Below are 16,908 nucleotides of genomic sequence, written 5' to 3'. Positions count from 1 at the left end.
CTCGCCTGCCCGCTCGCCAGCCCGCTCGACCGGCGTCATCGCGCGACCGGCTCCAGCACGTCGAGCCCACCGAGGTAGCCGCGCAGGCCTTCGGGGACCCGGACCGAGCCGTCCTCCTGCTGGTGGTTCTCGAGGATCGCGACGATCCAGCGCGTCGTGGCCAGCGTGCCGTTCAGCGTCGCGACCGGCCGGGTCTCGCCCTGCTCGGTCCGCTCGCGCGTGGCGAGGCGGCGCGCCTGGAAGGTCGTGCAGTTCGAGGTCGACGTGAGCTCGAGGAACCGCTCCTGCGTCGGCAGCCACGCCTCGCAGTCGTACTTGCGCGCCGCGCTCATGCCGAGGTCGCCGGCCGCCGTGTCGATGACCCGGTACGGCAGCTCGACCCTGGCGAGCATGGCCTCCTCCCAGCCGAGCAGTCGCTCGTGCTCCGCCGCCGCGTCCTCCGCGCGGACGTAGCTGAACATCTCGACCTTGTGGAACTGGTGCACGCGGATGATGCCGCGGGTGTCCTTGCCGTAGGAGCCGGCCTCGCGCCGGTAGCACGCCGACCAGCCGGCGTACCGCTTCGGGCCGCCGCTCAGGTCGAGGATCTCGTCGGCGTGGTACCCCGCGAGCGCCACCTCGCTCGTGCCCGTGAGGTACAGGTCGTCCGCCTCGAGCCGGTAGATCTCGTCGGCGTGCGCGCCGAGGAAGCCGGTGCCGGCCATGACCTCGGGCTTGACCAGGGTCGGCGTGATCATCGGCGTGAACCCGGCCGCGAGCGCCCGGTCGACCGCCATGTTCAGCAGCGCGAGCTCGAGCCGGGCGCCGATCCCCGTGAGGAAGTAGAACCGCGAGCCGGAGACCTTGGCGCCGCGCTCGGTGTCGATCGCGCCGAGCAGCTCGCCGAGCTCGAGGTGGTCGCGGACGCGGAAGTCGGCACCGTACTCGGCCGCGAAGTCGCGCGGGGCGCCGACGCTCTTGCGCACGACGTAGTCGTCCTCGCCGCCGACCGGGACCCCGTCCTCGACGACGTTGGCGATCCGGAACATCGTCTCGGCGAGCGCCTGGTCCGCCGCGTCGGCATCGGCCTGGCGGGCCTTGACCTCCTGCGCCAGCCCCTTGGTGCGGTGGAGCAGCTCGGCCTTCTCGTCGCCCTGGGCCGAGGCGACCTTCTTGCCGAGGGCCTTCTGCTCGGCGCGCAGGCGCTCGAAGTCCGTCAGCGCGGCGCGGCGGCGGGCGTCGGCGTCCAGCACCTCGTCGACGAGGCCGGGGTCCTCGCCGCGGGCGCGCTGGCTCGCGCGGACGACGTCGGGGTTGTCACGGAGCACACGCAGGTCGATCACCCCCCGAGGGTAACGACACCCCACGACACAGCCCACCGCGCACGTCCCCCCGCTCCCCCAGCTCCCCCTCCCGCCGACCCCTCGCGCACCGAGGAGCCCCACGGACTTGTCAGACCCAGAGGAACCCAGAGACTCCTCCAGGTCTGACAACTCGCAAGCCCACGGACGTGTCAGACACACAGGAACCCAGAGACTCCTCCGGGTCTGACAACGTGCGCGCGCGGTCATGGCGCCCCGCGCCGTACCGTTGCGCCCATGTCGTGGTCGGAGTGGCTCAGCGTGCTCGCCGTCGTCGTCGCGATCGGAGCGCTCGGACTCTCAACAGCCGCGATCCGACGCGGACGCGCGCTCCGCCGGGACGGACGGCCCTCAGCACCGGGCGCGACGGCGTCGGGCCACGCCGAGGGGACCGACGAGGAGCCGCTGCCGCCGGTCGGGACGCACGGCGAGCTCGTGGCGTTCGTCGCCAACCCGACCAAACCGGGGGCGAGCGAGCTGCGCGACGCCGCGATCCGCGCCTGCTCGTCGCGGTACATGCCCGAACCGCTCTGGTTCGAGACGACGGTCGACGACCCGGGTGTGGGCCAGGCGCGCGAGGCGGTCGCGCGCGGGGCGCAGGCCGTCATCGCGGTCGGGGGCGACGGCACCGTCCGCGCCGTCGCCGAGGCCCTCGCGGGCACCGGCGTGCCGATGGGGCTCATCCCGCAGGGCACGGGCAACCTGCTCGCGCGGAACCTCGACATCGCCCTGACCGACGTCGACGAGCAGCTGCGCATGGCCCTCACCGGGCCGGAACGGACCATCGACGTCGGCTGGCTGCGGGTCGTGCGCGACGAGTCGCAGGTGTCGGACGACATCGCGGAGGCGGCCGACGAGATCCCCGGCGCGGGCGGGCGGCCCGACGACGTGGGGCCGGGCGACGTCCCACCCGGCGCCAAGGAGCCGCCGCGGGACCACATCTTCCTCGTCATCGCCGGGATCGGGTTCGACGCCGCGATGGTGGGCGACACGGACGAGGAGCTCAAGGCCAAGGTCGGCTGGATCGCCTACTTCGCGGCCGCCGCGCGCCACCTGCACGGCCGTCGCCTCAAGCTCCGCCTGCGGGTGGACGGCGGTGAGACGCAGGCGACGCGGCTGCGCAGCCTGCTGATCGGCAACTGCGGCAAGCTCCCCGGCGGCATCAACCTGCTGCCCGACGCGGTGCTCGACGACGGCTGGCTCGACCTCGGCGCGATCGACACCCGCGGCGGGCTCATGGGGTGGGCGCAGCTGTTCGGCGAGATCGTGCTGCAGGGTGTCGGGATCCGCAACGACCTGCCCGGCAAGATCGGGCGGATCGACCATCGTCGGGCCCAGCACCTGCACGTGTCCGTCGACCGCCCCGAGGCCATCCAGGTGGACGGCGACGTGCTCGGCAAGGCGCTCGAGGTCACCGCGCGGGTCGACGCCGGCGCGCTCGTCGTGCGGACGCCGACGGCGGCCTGACCCGCTCGGCCTGGCATACCCGACCGGCCCGCCAGACCAGACCCGCCAGACCCGCCGGACCCGCCTACTCCGGCCGCCGCCGCTGCGCCTCGACCCAGTCGCGCGCCGCCGCGAAGTCGAGGTCCGCGGTCCCCGGCCGCACCTCGGTCACGGCCCGGTCGGCCCGCGGGTACGAGCCGAGGAACCGCACGTACGGGCACGCGCGGTGCAGGCCCATCAGCGCCTCCGCGACGCGCTCCTCGGCGATGTGCCCCTCGGCGTCGATCGAGAACGAGTACCGGCCGAGCAGGTCGCCGATCGGGCGCGACTCGATCCGCGACAGGTTGACCCCGCGGGCCGCGAACTGCTCGAGCATCTCGAGCAGCGCACCGGCGTCGTTGCTGGCCAGGTGCACCACGAGGGACGTCTTGTCGGCACCGGTCGGCGCGGGCAGGTCCCCGGGACGCCCGACGACGACGAACCGCGTCACCGCCGACTCGTTGTCCGCGACGTGCCGGGCGAGGACCTCGAGCCCGTAGCGCTCGGCGCTGAGCGGCGCGACGAGCACGGCGTCGAACCCGGGGTCCGCGGCGGCAGGCGTCCGGGCCAGCAGCGCCGCCGCGGCCGCGGTCGAGGTCGCCGGGACGTGCACGGCTGCCGGGAGGTTCGCGTTGAACCAGCGGCGGCACTGGGCCCAGGCGTGCGGGTGCGTCGACACGCGCTCGACGTGGTCGAGCCGCGTGCCCGCGCGCCCGGCCAGCACGAACTCGACCTGGACGAGGGCCTCGCCCAGCACCACGAGCGAGTCGCCGGTCGCGAGCGTGTCGAGCGTCGCCGTCACGCCGCCCTCGACCGAGTTCTCGATGGGCACGACGGCGTAGTCGGCCGTGCCGATGCGCACCGCCTCGAGCGCGGAGACGACGTCGACCTGGGGCAGGTACTCGGCGTCGTCGGGGCTCACGACCTGGCGCAGCGCGGCCTCGGTGAACGTGCCCGCGGGCCCGAGGAACGCGTAGCGCGGGAGCGCGCCGGGTGTCACGCCGGGTGTCACGGCGGGGTCGGAGCCGGGGTGCGAGCCGGGCATGGTCGTGCTCCTTGTCCTGGACGGCGCGCCCGAGCCTAACCGCGGGCACCGATACCTCGGCGCACCGCCCGCCGTTGCCGAGTTCGCTGATCGCGGCCCGAGTTCGCTGGTCCGGATCAGCGAACTCGCCACCGGGGCCGCCCTGTACAAGTCCTCCACGTGAGCCGCTCGCCGTGCCCGCGCCGGTCAGCGGTGCGACCGTAGGCTGGACCGGTGTCCCGTCCGAGCGGTCCTGCCCGCCGCGTGCGCGCCGTCCGGGTCGCCGCGGCCCTGGTGGTCGCCGCGCTGACGGTGCTCCTCGGGACGGCACCGGGCTGGGCGGCGCCTGCCCCGGCCGCCGTGGACGACGCCGGCGCGCCCCTTCTCGTCATCGGCACCAGCGGGCTGCGCTGGGACGACGTCGGCGCGCTCACCACCCCGGCGCTCTGGGGGCTGTCGCGCACGGCGGCGGTCGGCACGGTCGCCGTCCGCAGCCTGCGTCCCTTCGCGTGCCCGGCCGACGGCTGGCTCGCGCTCTCGGCCGGTGCGCGCGCCGCCGACCTCGACGGCGCCACCTACGGCGAGTGCCGCACGTTGCGTGAGCCGATGCCGGACGGCCGGGTCGCCGGGTGGGCCGACTTCGTGCAGTCCGCGAGCGAGGCCGACTACGACGCCCGGCTCGGGCTCCTCGGCGACACCCTCGCGGCCGCGAGCCCGTTGGTCCCCGGTGCGTCGGCGCCGGCCGCGGGCGCCGTCGTGCCCGGGGTGACCGGCATCGGCCCCGGGGCCGCCATCGCGCTCGCGGACGCCGACGGGCTACCGGTCGGCACGCACGTCCGGCTGCCGCGCGAGGCGGACGAGCTCGAGCGCACCGTCGAGACCGCGCTGCGGGACTCGCAGCTCGTGGTGCTCGACGTCGGCGCCGTGCGCGACCCGGGTCAGCGGACCGTCGCCCGCCCGGCGTCGGGCCTGGACGAGGACGGCGACGGGCGGCCGGACCCCGGCGCCACCCCGACCCCGGAGCCGCCCACCGGGTCGGAGGAGGACCTCACCGCTCCCGACGCCGTCACCGAGCCCACCCGCTCGGACCAGGTCCGGGAGATCGACGCACGCATCGGCGCCGCGCTCGCCGCGGTCGAGGACTCCGGTCGCGACGTCACGGTGCTGGTCGCGTCGCTCGCCGACTCGGGGCGCAGCCCGCACCTCCAGCTCGCGGCCGCCTCCGGGCCCAGCGCCGACCCCGGCGCGGCTGCCGGACCGGGCGCGGCGTTCGCCGAGGCGCTGCTCGAGTCGCGGTCGACGCGCCAGCCCGGGTACGTCATGACGACGGACCTCACGCCGACCGTGCTCTCGGCCCTGGGGATCCGCGGCGAGGCCCCGGCCGGCGCGCTCGTGGGGTCGGTGATCACGGCCGTGCCCGGTCCGGAGCTCGCGAGCCAGCGCGTCGCGGCCATGATCGACGAGGACCGGCACGCGTGGGCCGTGCGTCCGTTGGTCCCGGTGTTCTTCACGTTCCTCATCGTGGTCAACCTGCTGCTGTACGCGTTCGTGACCCTCGGGCTCAACGGGCACGTGCTCGCGAGCCTCAGCAGCGGGCTCAACCGGGTGCTCCCCGGGCGGGCGGGGCGCGCCGTCGCGCACGGCCTGACCAGCCGACCGCGGCTCGTGCTGAGCCTCATGCGGATGGCCGGCGTCGCGGTCGCGTCGATCCCGGTCGCGACGTTCCTCGCGAACCTCTCGCCCTGGTGGCGCCTCCGCCCACCGTCCTACGCGCTGATCGCGCTCGTGGTGGTGTGGGTCGCGGTGCTCACCGCGCTCGCGCTGGTGCCGCGCTGGAAGTCCTGGCTGCTCGGCCCCGTCGGCGTCGTCGCCGGCGCCACGGCCCTCGTGATCGCGGCCGACATCGCGACCGGCGGCGGCCTGCAGATCTCGGCCCTCATGGGCGTCCAGCCGCTGGTCGGTGCGCGGTTCTACGGGTTCAACAACCAGGCGTTCGCGCTGTTCGCGGCGTCGACCATCCTGCTGGCCGTCGCGGTCGCCAACCCGCTGGTGCGGCGGGGACGGCGCCGCCAGGCCGCCGCGGCCGTGGCCGGGATCGGGGTCGTCGCCACGGTGCTCGACGGCATGCCGGGGCTCGGCAGCGACTTCGGCGGCCCGCCGGCGATGGTTCCCGGGTTCGCGGTTCTCGCGCTCCTGGCGGCCGGGATCCGGCTGACGTGGCGACGCGCGCTCGGGGTGCTCGCCGCGGGCGCCGCCGTGGTCGTCGGGTTCGCGCTGGTCGACTGGATGCGTCCGGCGGACTCGCAGACGCACCTCGGGCGCTTCGTGCAGACCGTGCTCGACGGTGGGCTCTGGCCGGTCGTCGCGCGCAAGGCGTCGCAGAACCTCGACAACCTGTTCGGCAGCACGCTCACCTTCCTCGCGATCGCGGGGATCGCGCTGGTCGTGCTCGTGCTCGGCCGGCCGCTGCGCGGGATCGCGACCGCGCCCGACGGCGGCCCGTTCGCGTGGCTCTCGTCCGGCGCCCCGCTGACGCAGCTCGGCACCGACGCGCCGATGCTCCGCCCGGGCCTCGTCGCGCTCGCCGTGACGCTCGGGATCGGGTTCGCGCTCAACGACTCGGGGATCGTCATCCCGGCGGTGGGGATCTCGGTCGTCGTGCCGCTCGTCGTGGCGGCGTGCGCCGGGTGGATGCTCGGCGTGCGACCCGCGACCCCGGCCACGCCGGTGGTGACGCGCGTCTAGCGGTGCGTGCGGGGCGGCGCGGGCGGCGCGACCCTGCCGCGGACGGCGTCGACCGCGCTGCGCACCCGCCGGTTGCCGATCGCGATCATGACGTCGCGGTACTGCGCCGCCCGGTGCAGCTGCCCGCGCAGGTCGGTGCCCGACGGGCGGTGCCTGAGGTCGCACGGCACCTCGACCGCCACGAAGCCCTGACGCAGCAGGTCGATCGTCATCCCCGTCTCGACGCCCCACCCGTGGGCGAGCGGGGTCGCCGCCTCGAACGCCTCCCGCGTCAGGCAGCGCATGCCGGACAGCGGCTGCGTCGGCGCCCACCCCGCGAGCTGCGCGATGCCGCGGCGGGCGGCGCCCACGACTATCCCCCGCCCGCCCGCCCCCGGCTGCGGCGGCAGGAGCGCGATCGCGAGGTCGGCCGCCCTCTCGAGGACCGGCGGGATCAGCGGCGCGGTGTTGACCGCGGTGTCGCCGAGGTCGCCGTCGATGAACAGCAGCAGGCGCGGGGGCCGGTCGTCCGTGTCGCGCATCGCGACGATCGCGGCACCGGTCTCCATCGCGGCGGCCTTGCCCCGGTTGTGGGAGTGGCGCACGACGACGGCCCCCGCCTCGCGAGCGACGTGCTGGGTGTTGTCGATGCTCCCGTCGTCGACGACGAGCACGAGGTCGACGTACGGGATCGCGCGCGCGGACCGGACGGTCGCCGCGATGCGTCGCGACTCGTCCTTGGCCGGGATGATCACGGCAACCCGCTGACGGGGGCGTGGCGCGTGGGCGACCTTGCGCGTCGGTGAGGTGAGGGGGGCGCCCACCGCGGGCACGCGCCCAGGGCGTCTGCGCCGGGCTCGCGCACCGCGGTCGGGGGCGCTCGAGGTCGGGTTCGGTGGGTCGCTCGGCCGATCGCCGTGCGTCGGCTCCCCGACCGTCTCGCCACCCGCCGCAGTCACGCGTCCACCCTAGCCAGGTGAACGACGTGCAACATCTCCGTACAGCGCCACCGGGCCGTCAAGGCAGTCCCAAGTTCACCCCATGCGTCGGTGCTCGCGGCGAGATGTCCGGCGCGGCGTGCGGCGAGGGTCTTCGGGGTGTCTCAGCGGAGCGTGACCTGGCGCGCGACCAGCCCCGCACGCGCGCGCCGCGCGGCGGGGTCGAGCGCCGAGGTGTCGGCCAGCGCGCGGTCGAACCGCGTGAGGAACTCCTGCGCGGGCTTCTCGAGCTCCTCGGCCTCCGTGCCCGGCGCCAGGTCCCACACGGGGACGACGACGCCGCACGCGCGGAAGTACCCGACGAACCGCGCGTCACCGATCCCGGACTCGCGCTCGGCGTGCAGCCGCGCGAGCGCGTCGATCATCTGCTGCTCGTCGTGGGGCATGGCCCAGCGCAGGTACTCGCGCGCACCCATGCGGCACCAGTACGCGGCGTCGACCGCGGTGAGCTTGCGGGTCGGCACGATCGTGGCGTTGGCCTCCTCGAGCGAGGCGGTGACCTCGGAGGTGATCTCGGCGTCGGACCCGAGCCAGTAGTCGAATCCCTCGTGGACGGTGACCTCGAACGGGACCGACAGGTCCAGCACGTCCTGCAGGCGCGGGCCCGGCTCGACCGGGGGCGCGGTCTCGAGGGGGCTACCGGGCTCGAGCTCGAGCGCGGCGAGCAGCACGGCGGCGACGTCGCGGCTCGCGTCCCCCGAGCCGGCGTTGTTCTGGAGGGCGACGAGCACGGTGCCGTCGGTCCGGTGCAGCGCGAGCCACCCGGCCGGGAGCACGGTGGTGATCACGACGTCGCGTGCGCCGTGCTCCTTCGTCGTGCGGACCGGGGCGGTCGCCGCGGGGACGACCTCGCGGAGCGCGACCCAGTCGGGCTCACCGGGCAGGCCCTCGAACGGGCGCAGCACGAACTCGACGGACGGTTTCTTGGCCATGCGCGGCAGCGTACCGAAGGCCTCCGACGAGGACGCCGCGGGACCGGCTCGACGCGTCAGACGACCGGGAGGCCGGCCCGCGCCCAGTCGACCATGCCCCCGTCGAGGTTCGTCGCGTCGTAGCCGTGCTGGTTGAGCCACGCCGTCGCGCGCGCCGAGCGCCCGCCGCTGTGGCAGACGACGAGCACGCGCTGGTCCGCACGGAGCTCCTCGACGCGGGCGGGGAGGTCGGCGAGCGGGACGTGCAGGGCCTGCGGGGCATGACCGGCGTCCCACTCGTCCTGCTCACGCACGTCGAGCAGCGTCGTGCCGGGCGGGACCGGCGCGTGCGGGTCGAGGTCGGAGACGAGGACGGTGGGCACCTGGGGCTGGACCATCGCGTCAGGATAGGTCGGCCCGCTGAGAGCCGCCGACGGGTGAGCGACGTCCGCCCGAACCCCGCGACGTCGTCGGCCCCGGGTGAGACCATCGACCGCATGGACCCGCGCGCCGGAACCCCCGCCCAGCCCTCCGACCTCATCGACGTCGACGCCGTGGTCGGCGCCTACTACGACCGCACGCCCGACCTCGACGATCCCGCGCAGCGGGTCGTGTTCGGCACGTCCGGCCACCGCGGCTCGAGCCTCGACGGCGCGTTCAACGAGGCGCACATCGTCGCGACGACCGCGGCCATCGTGGAGTACCGGAGCGCGCAGGGCACCGACGGGCCGCTGTTCATCGGGCGCGACACGCACGCGCTGTCGCTGCCGGCGTGGCAGACGGCGCTCGAGGTGCTCGCGGCGGCCGGGGTCGAGGTGCACGTGGACGCGCGGGACTCGTGGACGCCGACGCCCGCCGTCTCGCACGCGATCCTGCTCCACAACGGCGCGGCGACGTCCCAGGGCGTGCGGGTCGAGGGGCCGGGGCTCGCCGACGGGATCGTCGTCACGCCGTCGCACAACCCCCCACGCGACGGCGGCTTCAAGTACAACCCGCCGCACGGCGGTCCCGCCGGCTCGGACGCGACGAGCTGGATCGCCCGGCGCGCGAACGAGCTCCTGCGCTCCGGCGTCGGGCAGGTGAGGCGCGTGAGCGCCGAGACCGCGCTGGCGGCCGACACCACCCGCAGGCACGACTACCTCACGGCGTACGTCGACGACCTGCCGAGCGTGATCGACATCCCCGCGATCCGGGCGTCCGGCGTCCGCATCGGGGCCGACCCGCTCGGCGGCGCGTCGGTCGAGTACTGGGGCGCGATCGCGGAGCGCCACGGGCTCGACCTCACGGTCGTCAACCCCCAGGTCGACCCGCGCTGGTCGTTCATGACGCTCGACTGGGACGGCAAGATCCGGATGGACTGCTCGTCGCCGTCGGCGATGGCATCGCTCGTCCGGATGATGCAGGGCACCGCGGGCACCGCCGCGACCGCCCCCGCCTCCGCGCCGTACGACCTGGCGACCGGGAACGACGCCGACTCCGACCGGCACGGGATCGTCACGCCCGACGGCGGGCTCATGAACCCCAACCACTACCTCGCCGTCGCGATCCAGTACCTCTTCTCGGGTGCGCGCCCGGCCTGGCCCGCAGGCGCCGCGATCGGCAAGACGCTGGTCTCGTCGGCGCTGATCGACCGCGTCGCGGCGGCGCTCGACCGGCGCCTGCTCGAGGTCCCCGTCGGGTTCAAGTGGTTCGTCCCCGGGCTGCTCGACGGCTCGGTCGGGTTCGGCGGCGAGGAGTCCGCGGGCGCGTCGTTCCTGCGGACGGACGGCACGGTGTGGACGACCGACAAGGACGGCATCCAGCTGGCGCTGCTCGCGGCCGAGATCCAGGCGACGACGGGCCGCTCGCCCTCGCAGCTGCACGGCGAGCTGACGGACCGCTTCGGCGAGTCCTGGTACGCGCGGGTCGACGCGCCCGCGACGCTCGAGCAGAAGGCGACGCTCGGCGCGCTCACCCCCGAGCAGGTCAGGTCGACGACCCTCGCGGGCGAGGCGATCGGCGCCAAGCTCACGGCAGCGCCCGGCAACGGCGCCGCCATCGGCGGGCTCAAGGTGGCGACCGAGAACGCCTGGTTCGCCGCGCGCCCCTCGGGTACCGAGAACGTCTACAAGATCTATGCCGAGTCGTTCGTGTCGGCGGACCACCTCGCGCGCGTGCAGGAGGAGGCGCGCGGCGTGGTGAGCGACGCGCTCGGCTGACTGCGAGGGCCCGCTGGTCGTCAGCCGCCCTGGCCGGTGTCCTGCTCGAGCTGGACCATGCCCTGGTACTCGGGGTGACGCCGGATGTACGCCGACACGAAGGGGCACAGCGGGACCACGCCCCGGCCGCTCTCCCGGATCAGGTCGAGCGCGCCGCGGGCGAGCGTCGCACCGACCCCCTGACCCTCGTACTGCGGGTCGACCTGGGTGTGGGTGACGACGACGGCGTCGGCCTCACCCTGCAGCCGCGCGGCGGCCTCGATGTCGTAGGCGACGAAGCCGAGGACGGTGCCGTCGTCGGCGCGGGCCTCGAAGCGGTGCGCGGGCGCGTTGTCGGTCACGGTGAGGTTGTCCATCAGGTGATCCTGCCCCAGGGTGCGTGCGCCCGCAGGCGCAGACGCGCCCGCAGTCGCATGCCCGACGGCGAGCGGAGTGGGCGCCGGATGACACACTGACGTGGTGCTCGGCCCCTATCGCGACATCCTGACTCGACCAGGGGCCTTGGCGTTCTCCTCGACCGGCCTGCTCGCCCGCCTGCCCATCTCGATGGTCGGCATCGGCATCGTCCTGATGGTCTCGGTCGTGTACGACTCGTACGCGATCGCCGGCCGCGTCTCGGCGGTCTACGTCATCTCGAACGCGGTCTGCGGACCCCAGCTCGCCCGCTTCGTCGACCGGCACGGGCAGGCGCGCGTCATGCGCTGGGCGATCGGGCTCACCGCGATCGGGCTCGCCGCGCTCGTGCTCGTCGCGTCCGCGCACGCGCCGACGCCCTGGCTCTACGTGACCGCGGTCCTCGCGGGTGCCCCGGCCGGGTCGTTCGGCGCGCTGGTCCGGGCGCGCTGGTCCTACGTGCTCGACGACCCGCGCGCGCTGCACACGGCGTACTCGCTCGAGTCGGCGCTCGACGAGGTCGTGTTCGTGGTGGGCCCGGTGCTCGCGACCGTCCTCGCGACGTCGGTGGCGCCGGCCGCCGGGCTGCTCGTGCCGCTCGTGGCGCTCCTCACGGGTGGCTACCTCTTCCTGGCGCAGCGTGGCACCGAGCCGCCCGTGCATCTCGCTGAGCCGCTGCCGGACGCCGACACCGACGCCGACGCCGACGCCGCGATCGCCGCGTCCGGCGCGGCTGATCCGGTGCCTGCCGGCGCCCGCTCGACCGACGAGGCGCGAGAAGCGCGCCGACCCACGCGGGGCCCACGGTCGCGCAGCGTCCTGCGGCACCCCGGGATGGTCGTGCTCTGCGCGGTGTTCGCGGGCATCGGCGCGATCTTCGGCGCCACCGACGTCTCGACCGTCGCGTTCGCCGAGGCGCGCGGCTCGACCGCGACGGCCGGGCTCCTGCTCGCCGTGTTCGCGCTCGGGTCCCTGATCGCCGGCCTGGGCTACGGCGCGCGGCACTTCGTCATGGCGCTGTGGAAGCGGTTCGCGATGAGCGTCGTCGCGCTCGCGGTCGGCGTCTCGCTGTTCCTGTTCGTCACGAGCACCGCGATGCTCGGCGTCGTCATGTTCGTGACAGGGTTCGCCATCGCGCCGAGCCTCATCACGGGCAACGGGCTGGTGCAGAACTTCGTGCCGCCACGGCGTCTGACCGAGGGCCTGACGTGGGTGTCCACCGCGCTCGGCCTCGGGGTCTCGATCGGGGCGTCCAGCGCGGGCGCGCTGATCGACCGCATGGGCGCGTCGGGCGGCTTCCTCGTGGTGACGTCGGCCGGCGTGGTCGCCGTCCTCGCCACCCTCGTCTCGCTGCGCGCGCTGCGGGCGGGGAGCTCCGCGCCCGAGGTCGAGCCCGCGCGGCCCTGAGCGCGCCCGGGTGGGGCGGAGCCGCGGAGGTGCGGTTCCCTGCGGACGGGCAGACGATGGGCGCACGCCCGCCCGCCGAGAGGAGCCGTCATGGCCCGCGCACGCTCCGTCGCCGATCAGCTCGTCGACCAGCTCGTCACGGCAGGGGTCCGCCGGATCTACGGCATCGTCGGCGACAGCCTCAACCCGATCGTCGACGCCGTCCGCCGCACCGAGGGCATCGAGTGGGTGCACGTGCGCCACGAGGAGGCGGCCGCGTTCGCGGCGGCGGCCGAGGCCGAGCTCACGGGCACGCTCGCCGTGTGCGCCGGCTCGTGCGGCCCCGGCAACCTGCACCTGATCAACGGGCTCTACGACGCCAACCGCTCACGGGTCCCCGTGCTCGCGATCGCGTCCCACATCCCGAGCGCCCAGATCGGCACGCAGTTCTTCCAGGAGACGCACCCCGACCGCCTCTTCACGGAGTGCTCGGTGTACTCGGAGATGATCTCGAGCCCGAAGCAGGCGCCGCGCGTGATCCGCAGCGCGATCCACCACGCGTACGGGGCACCGGGGGTCGCGGTGCTCACGCTGCCGGGCGACGTCGCCGACCTCGAGGCGGCCGAGCCGCTCCCCGACGTCCTCACGCGGACCCGACCGCCGCGCGTCGTGCCCGACGCCGAGGACGTCGCGACCCTCGCGCAGGCGATCGACGCCGCCAAGAAGGTGACGATCTTCGCGGGCGCGGGCTGCCGCGGCGCGCACGACGACGTCCTGGCGCTCGCCGACAAGATCGCCGCGCCCGTCGGCCACAGCCTGCGTGGCAAGGAGCACATCCAGTACGACAACCCCTTCGACGTCGGCATGAGCGGCCTGCTCGGCTACGGCGCGTGCCAGGACGCCGTCGAGGGGGCGGACCTGCTGCTCCTGCTCGGCACCGACTTCCCGTACGACCAGTTCCTGCCACGGAACGTCCGCACCGCCCAGGTGGAGATCGACCCGACGCACCTGGGGCGCCGCACGCGCAACGACCTCGCCGTCGTCGGCGACGTCGGGGAGACCGTACGGATGCTGCTGCCGCAGGTCGCGCGCAAGAAGAGCCGCCGGTTCCTCGACTCCCTGGTGAGCAAGCACGACAAGCTCATGAGCGGCGTCGTCGGGGCGTACACGCGCGACGTCGAGCACCACCTCCCCATCCACCCGGAGTACGCAGCGGTGCTCCTCGACGAGGAGGCCTCCGAGGACGCGGTGTTCACCGTCGACACCGGCATGTGCAACGTGTGGGCCGCGCGGTACCTCACGCCGAACGGCCGGCGCCGCGTGATCGGCTCGTTCCTGCACGGCTCGATGGCGAACGCGCTCCCGCACGCGATCGGCGCGGCGCTGGCCCAGCCGGGCCGGCAGGTCGTCGCGCTCGCGGGCGACGGCGGCCTGTCGATGCTGCTCGGCGAGCTCGTCACGCTGCGGCACTACGACCTGCCGGTCAAGATCGTCCTCTTCGACAACGCGACGCTCGGGATGGTCCGGCTCGAGATGCTGGTCGACGGCCTGCCGAGCTTCGGCACCGACTCGCCGGCGATCGACTACGCGGCCGTGGCGCGCGCCGTCGGCATCCACGCGGTGCGCGTCGAGCAGCCCACGGACATCCGGGCCGCGCTCAGCGAGGCCTTCGCGCACCGCGGGCCCGCGCTCGTGGACCTCGTGACCGACCCGCGCGCGCTCTCGCTGCCGCCCAAGATCACGCGCAAGCAGGTCACCGGCTTCACGGCGGCGATGAGCAAGGAGGTGTTCGGCGGCGGCATGGGCGAGGTCATGGCGATGGCGCGGTCGAACCTGCGGAACGTGCCGCGGCCCTAGCAGTCTGGACGACGTCGCCCGTCAGACGTCGCCGGTCAGACCGGGTCGAGCTCGGCGCGGATCGCCACGCCCAGCCGGCTCAGGATCCGGCGCATCGCGAGCTCGGCCCCGGGCGCGTCGTGCTCGCTGATCGCGACGGCCACCGTCTCGTGCAGGTCGAGCACCTCGGGCGGCGGCGCGGGGGTCGCCCGGCGCGTCGACCGGTCCCTCAGCACCTCGGCGACCACATCGGTCAGCGCGGCGAACATCTCGTTGCGGCTGGCCTGCAGCACCGTCACGTGGAAGGCGATGTCGAGCTCGAGGTGGTTCCTCACGCCGCCGTCCGGGACGGGCTCGCGCAGGCGCCGAGCGATCCTGAGCAGCCGGACGCTCTCGTCCGCGCTCGCGCGACGCGCTGCCGATGCGGCCGCAAGGGGTTCGACGGCGGCGCGGAGCTCGGTCAGCGAACGGAGCTGGTCCCGCCGCCCGGGCCCGTCGAGCCGCCACCGGATCACCCGCGGGTCGAGCACGTCCCAGTCGACGGTCGGTCGCACCACGATGCCGACGCGTCGGCCGGACGTGACGAGCTGGAGCTGCTCGAGCGAGCGCATCCCCTCGCGGGCGACCGTGCGCGACACGCCGAACCGGTGCTGGAGCCGCTCGAGCGTGAGCGCCTGGCCGGGGCGGAGCTCGCCCGAGGTGATCTCCCGTCCCAGCGTGTCCACCACGGCGCTGTGCAGAGCACGTGCCATCGCCACCCTCACCCCGTCCACGATGCGGTTTGCCCGAGTTCGTCACGTATGCCGCCGGGCGAGAGAGTACCGCGCAGCGCGGTCGGCCACGTGGCGGTTTCCCCACCGGGCCCCACGGACGACCGCACCGGACGGTCACGGTCCGACGGTTCACCGTCGCCGGGCGCGTCGCACCGTCAGGGCTGCGGGTCGTGCGCGTCGTAGTGCAGGAACCTGCGCTGGCGCCGGACGAGCGCGACGACGGCCCCCATGCAGGCCAGCCCGCCGACGACGGCGGCCCCTCCCTCGCCCCACCACAGCCGACGGCCCCCTCGACACCGACGTCCGCACTCCACGGGGCGATGACCCTGAGGAGTGCGGACGCTGGGCGTGACCGCTGCTGCGACAGGCCTACGCGGGACCGCCGGCGTTCGTCTGCGACCCGGGCGGGCTCGCGAACGGCGAGTCGTCGTCCGTGCTCGTGCCGGCGCTGCGGGGCAGGTCGGCGCCGCCGATGGAGGCCTCGACGTCCTCGTTCGTGAGCGAACCCGAGTCGTTGTCCCGGCCGGTGGTCGAGCCCGATCCTGAGCCGCCCGTGACCGAGCCGACCGCCGACTTGACTGTGCCGGTCACCTTCTCCTTCAGCACCGGCGCCTGGGTCTTCGCGAACTCCGTCGCCTTCTCCTCGAGGCCGGTGACCTGGGCCTGGACCCGCGGGTCCTCCCAGACGCCGCGCGACCAGCCCTTGATCTTCTCGAACTGCTGGCGACCGGCACGCGTACCGAGCACGTACCCCACGCCGGCACCCAGGATGAACACTGCCTTCGACTTCATGGTCGCCTCCTTGCGGCGGGGTTCGTTCCCCGCCTCGGTCGAGGGTAGGGCGACCGGCCCAGCCCCGCACGGGGGACGTATCTGCTGTTCCACGCGCAGATTCTTCCCCCGCGTCAGCCGTCGGACCACGCCGCGGCCAGCGGGCTCCGGTCCAGCTCGCGCAGGAGGTGCGCGACGTCGTCGTACACCGCGACGACCCCCTCCTCGGCGAGCTCGGTCGCGCTGGTGCCGCCCGTGAGCACGCCGACGCACGGGACATCCGCACGGGCGCACGCGATCGCGTCCCAGCGCGAGTCGCCCACGAACACGGCGCGCTCGGGCGGCACATCGGCCTTGCGCAGCGCCGACTCGACCAGGTCCGGCTCGGGCTTCGCCTCCTCGACGTCCCCGGCGCCGACGACCAGGACGTGCTCGTCGACGTCGAGCACCTCGCGCAGCTTCTCGAGCTCGTCGGGGGCGGCCGAGGTCGCGAGCACGACGGCGGCACCCCGGTCGACGAGCGCACGCACCAGGTCGCGTGCGCCGTCGAACGGACGCAGCAGGCCGGCGAGCTCGAGGTAGCGCCGCGCGTGCTCGTCCTTGACCTGGCCCGCGAGGCGCTCGGCGTCGGGCCCGAGCAGGTCGTCGAGCAGCTGCCCGGACCCCATGCCGATGCCGCGGTGGATGCGCCACGCGTCGACCGGCCGCCCGGCGGCGGCGAACGCCTCGGTCCAGGCGTGGACGTGCAGGTAGTTGGAGTCGACGAGCGTGCCGTCGATGTCGAGGAGGACAGCGCCCGGAGGTGCCGCGCCGTCGTTCTCGTCGGAGGTGCGGGGCGCGTCGGAGGTGCGGGGCTCGGTCATGCGTCAGGTCTACCGGGGACCGCTCCGCGCCGCGACGCGAGGCCCGCGCTCAGGGAGGCTCGCGCTCAGGAGGCTCGCACTGACATGAAGATGGCTGCCAGGCCACGGGCGCTACGGGCGTCAGCCGGTGGCGGGTAGTGGGTTGAGGGTGACGTCGTAGCCGAGCTGGCGGAGTTGGGTCAGGGCGCGCTGCTTGGTCTTGTCCG

General features: G+C 74.5%; 14 protein-coding genes. 5 read left to right on the top strand and 9 right to left on the bottom strand.

What is annotated here, in order from left to right; genetic code table 11:
• Positions 1 to 35 precede the first annotated feature (35 nt).
• Positions 36 to 1,322, bottom strand: coding sequence for a serine--tRNA ligase (serS, locus tag HIR71_RS12995; RefSeq protein WP_169325497.1), 1,287 nt, complete (start codon positions 1,320 to 1,322; stop codon positions 36 to 38).
• A gap of 255 nt (positions 1,323 to 1,577) precedes the next feature.
• On the opposite strand from serS, the gene HIR71_RS12990 reads away from it, so the two are divergent.
• Entirely contained in the window at positions 1,578 to 2,807 is a 1,230-nt protein-coding gene (locus tag HIR71_RS12990) for a diacylglycerol/lipid kinase family protein (protein WP_169325496.1), read from the top strand.
• A 64-nt stretch (positions 2,808 to 2,871) separates the two neighbouring features.
• On the opposite strand, the gene pheA is transcribed toward HIR71_RS12990, so the two are convergent.
• Entirely contained in the window at positions 2,872 to 3,870 is a 999-nt protein-coding gene (pheA, locus tag HIR71_RS12985) for a prephenate dehydratase (RefSeq protein WP_169325495.1), read from the bottom strand.
• A gap of 213 nt (positions 3,871 to 4,083) precedes the next feature.
• Here pheA and HIR71_RS12980 point away from each other — a divergent pair, with 213 nt between their 5' ends.
• Entirely contained in the window at positions 4,084 to 6,594 is a 2,511-nt protein-coding gene (locus tag HIR71_RS12980; RefSeq protein WP_311836272.1) for a hypothetical protein, read from the top strand.
• Here the strand turns inward: HIR71_RS12980 and HIR71_RS12975 are convergent.
• The 3 genes from HIR71_RS12975 to HIR71_RS12965 all read right to left on the bottom strand — a co-directional run bounded on the left by HIR71_RS12975 (position 6,591) and on the right by HIR71_RS12965 (position 8,880).
• Positions 6,591 to 7,328 (bottom strand): glycosyltransferase family 2 protein, encoded by a 738-nt coding sequence (locus HIR71_RS12975; protein WP_396031676.1) that lies wholly within the window; start codon positions 7,326 to 7,328, stop codon positions 6,591 to 6,593. The genes HIR71_RS12980 and HIR71_RS12975 overlap by 4 nt on opposite strands.
• Positions 7,329 to 7,675: 347 nt before the next feature.
• Complete coding sequence (locus HIR71_RS12970; RefSeq protein ID WP_169325493.1) at positions 7,676 to 8,503, bottom strand: DUF5926 family protein; 828 nt, start codon at positions 8,501 to 8,503, stop codon at positions 7,676 to 7,678.
• Positions 8,504 to 8,559: 56 nt separating this feature from the next.
• A complete protein-coding gene (locus HIR71_RS12965; protein ID WP_169325492.1) occupies positions 8,560 to 8,880 on the bottom strand; it encodes a rhodanese-like domain-containing protein in 321 nt (106 codons plus the stop codon).
• 99 nt (positions 8,881 to 8,979) lie between these two features.
• On the opposite strand from HIR71_RS12965, the gene pgm reads away from it, so the two are divergent.
• Positions 8,980 to 10,680: a phosphoglucomutase (alpha-D-glucose-1,6-bisphosphate-dependent) gene (gene pgm, locus HIR71_RS12960; RefSeq protein ID WP_169325516.1), complete on the top strand. Its 1,701-nt coding sequence runs from the start codon at positions 8,980 to 8,982 to the stop codon at positions 10,678 to 10,680.
• 20 nt (positions 10,681 to 10,700) lie between these two features.
• Here the strand turns inward: pgm and HIR71_RS12955 are convergent, their stop codons facing one another.
• Positions 10,701 to 11,036: a GNAT family N-acetyltransferase gene (locus HIR71_RS12955; RefSeq protein ID WP_169325491.1), complete on the bottom strand. Its 336-nt coding sequence runs from the start codon at positions 11,034 to 11,036 to the stop codon at positions 10,701 to 10,703.
• Positions 11,037 to 11,139: 103 nt separating this feature from the next.
• On the opposite strand from HIR71_RS12955, the gene HIR71_RS12950 reads away from it, so the two are divergent.
• A complete protein-coding gene (locus tag HIR71_RS12950) occupies positions 11,140 to 12,480 on the top strand; it encodes an MFS transporter (protein ID WP_169325490.1) in 1,341 nt (446 codons plus the stop codon).
• Between the two features lie 90 nt (positions 12,481 to 12,570).
• Entirely contained in the window at positions 12,571 to 14,316 is a 1,746-nt protein-coding gene (locus HIR71_RS12945; RefSeq protein WP_169325489.1) for a pyruvate dehydrogenase, read from the top strand.
• A 35-nt stretch (positions 14,317 to 14,351) separates the two neighbouring features.
• On the opposite strand, the gene HIR71_RS12940 is transcribed toward HIR71_RS12945, so the two are convergent.
• The 3 genes from HIR71_RS12940 to HIR71_RS12930 all read right to left on the bottom strand — a co-directional run bounded on the left by HIR71_RS12940 (position 14,352) and on the right by HIR71_RS12930 (position 16,702).
• The gene (locus HIR71_RS12940) at positions 14,352 to 15,047 is read right to left on the bottom strand and encodes a FadR/GntR family transcriptional regulator (protein WP_169325488.1); all 696 of its coding nucleotides are present in this window, start codon (positions 15,045 to 15,047) and stop codon (positions 14,352 to 14,354) included.
• 390 nt (positions 15,048 to 15,437) lie between these two features.
• Positions 15,438 to 15,860, bottom strand: a complete 423-nt coding sequence (locus HIR71_RS12935; protein ID WP_211374173.1) for a YtxH domain-containing protein — start codon at positions 15,858 to 15,860, stop codon at positions 15,438 to 15,440.
• Between the two features lie 113 nt (positions 15,861 to 15,973).
• Positions 15,974 to 16,702 carry an HAD family hydrolase gene (locus HIR71_RS12930; protein WP_169325487.1) on the bottom strand — a complete coding sequence of 243 codons (729 nt, stop codon included), beginning with the start codon at positions 16,700 to 16,702 and terminating at the stop codon, positions 15,974 to 15,976.
• Positions 16,703 to 16,908 lie beyond the last annotated feature (206 nt).

Origin of the sequence: Cellulomonas fimi (assembly GCF_012952065.1) — a bacterium.
Lineage (GTDB): Bacteria > Actinomycetota > Actinomycetes > Actinomycetales > Cellulomonadaceae > Pengzhenrongella > Pengzhenrongella fimi_A.
Note: the sequence above shows the minus strand (reverse complement) of the source record. Positions and strands in the feature narration are given on the sequence as shown.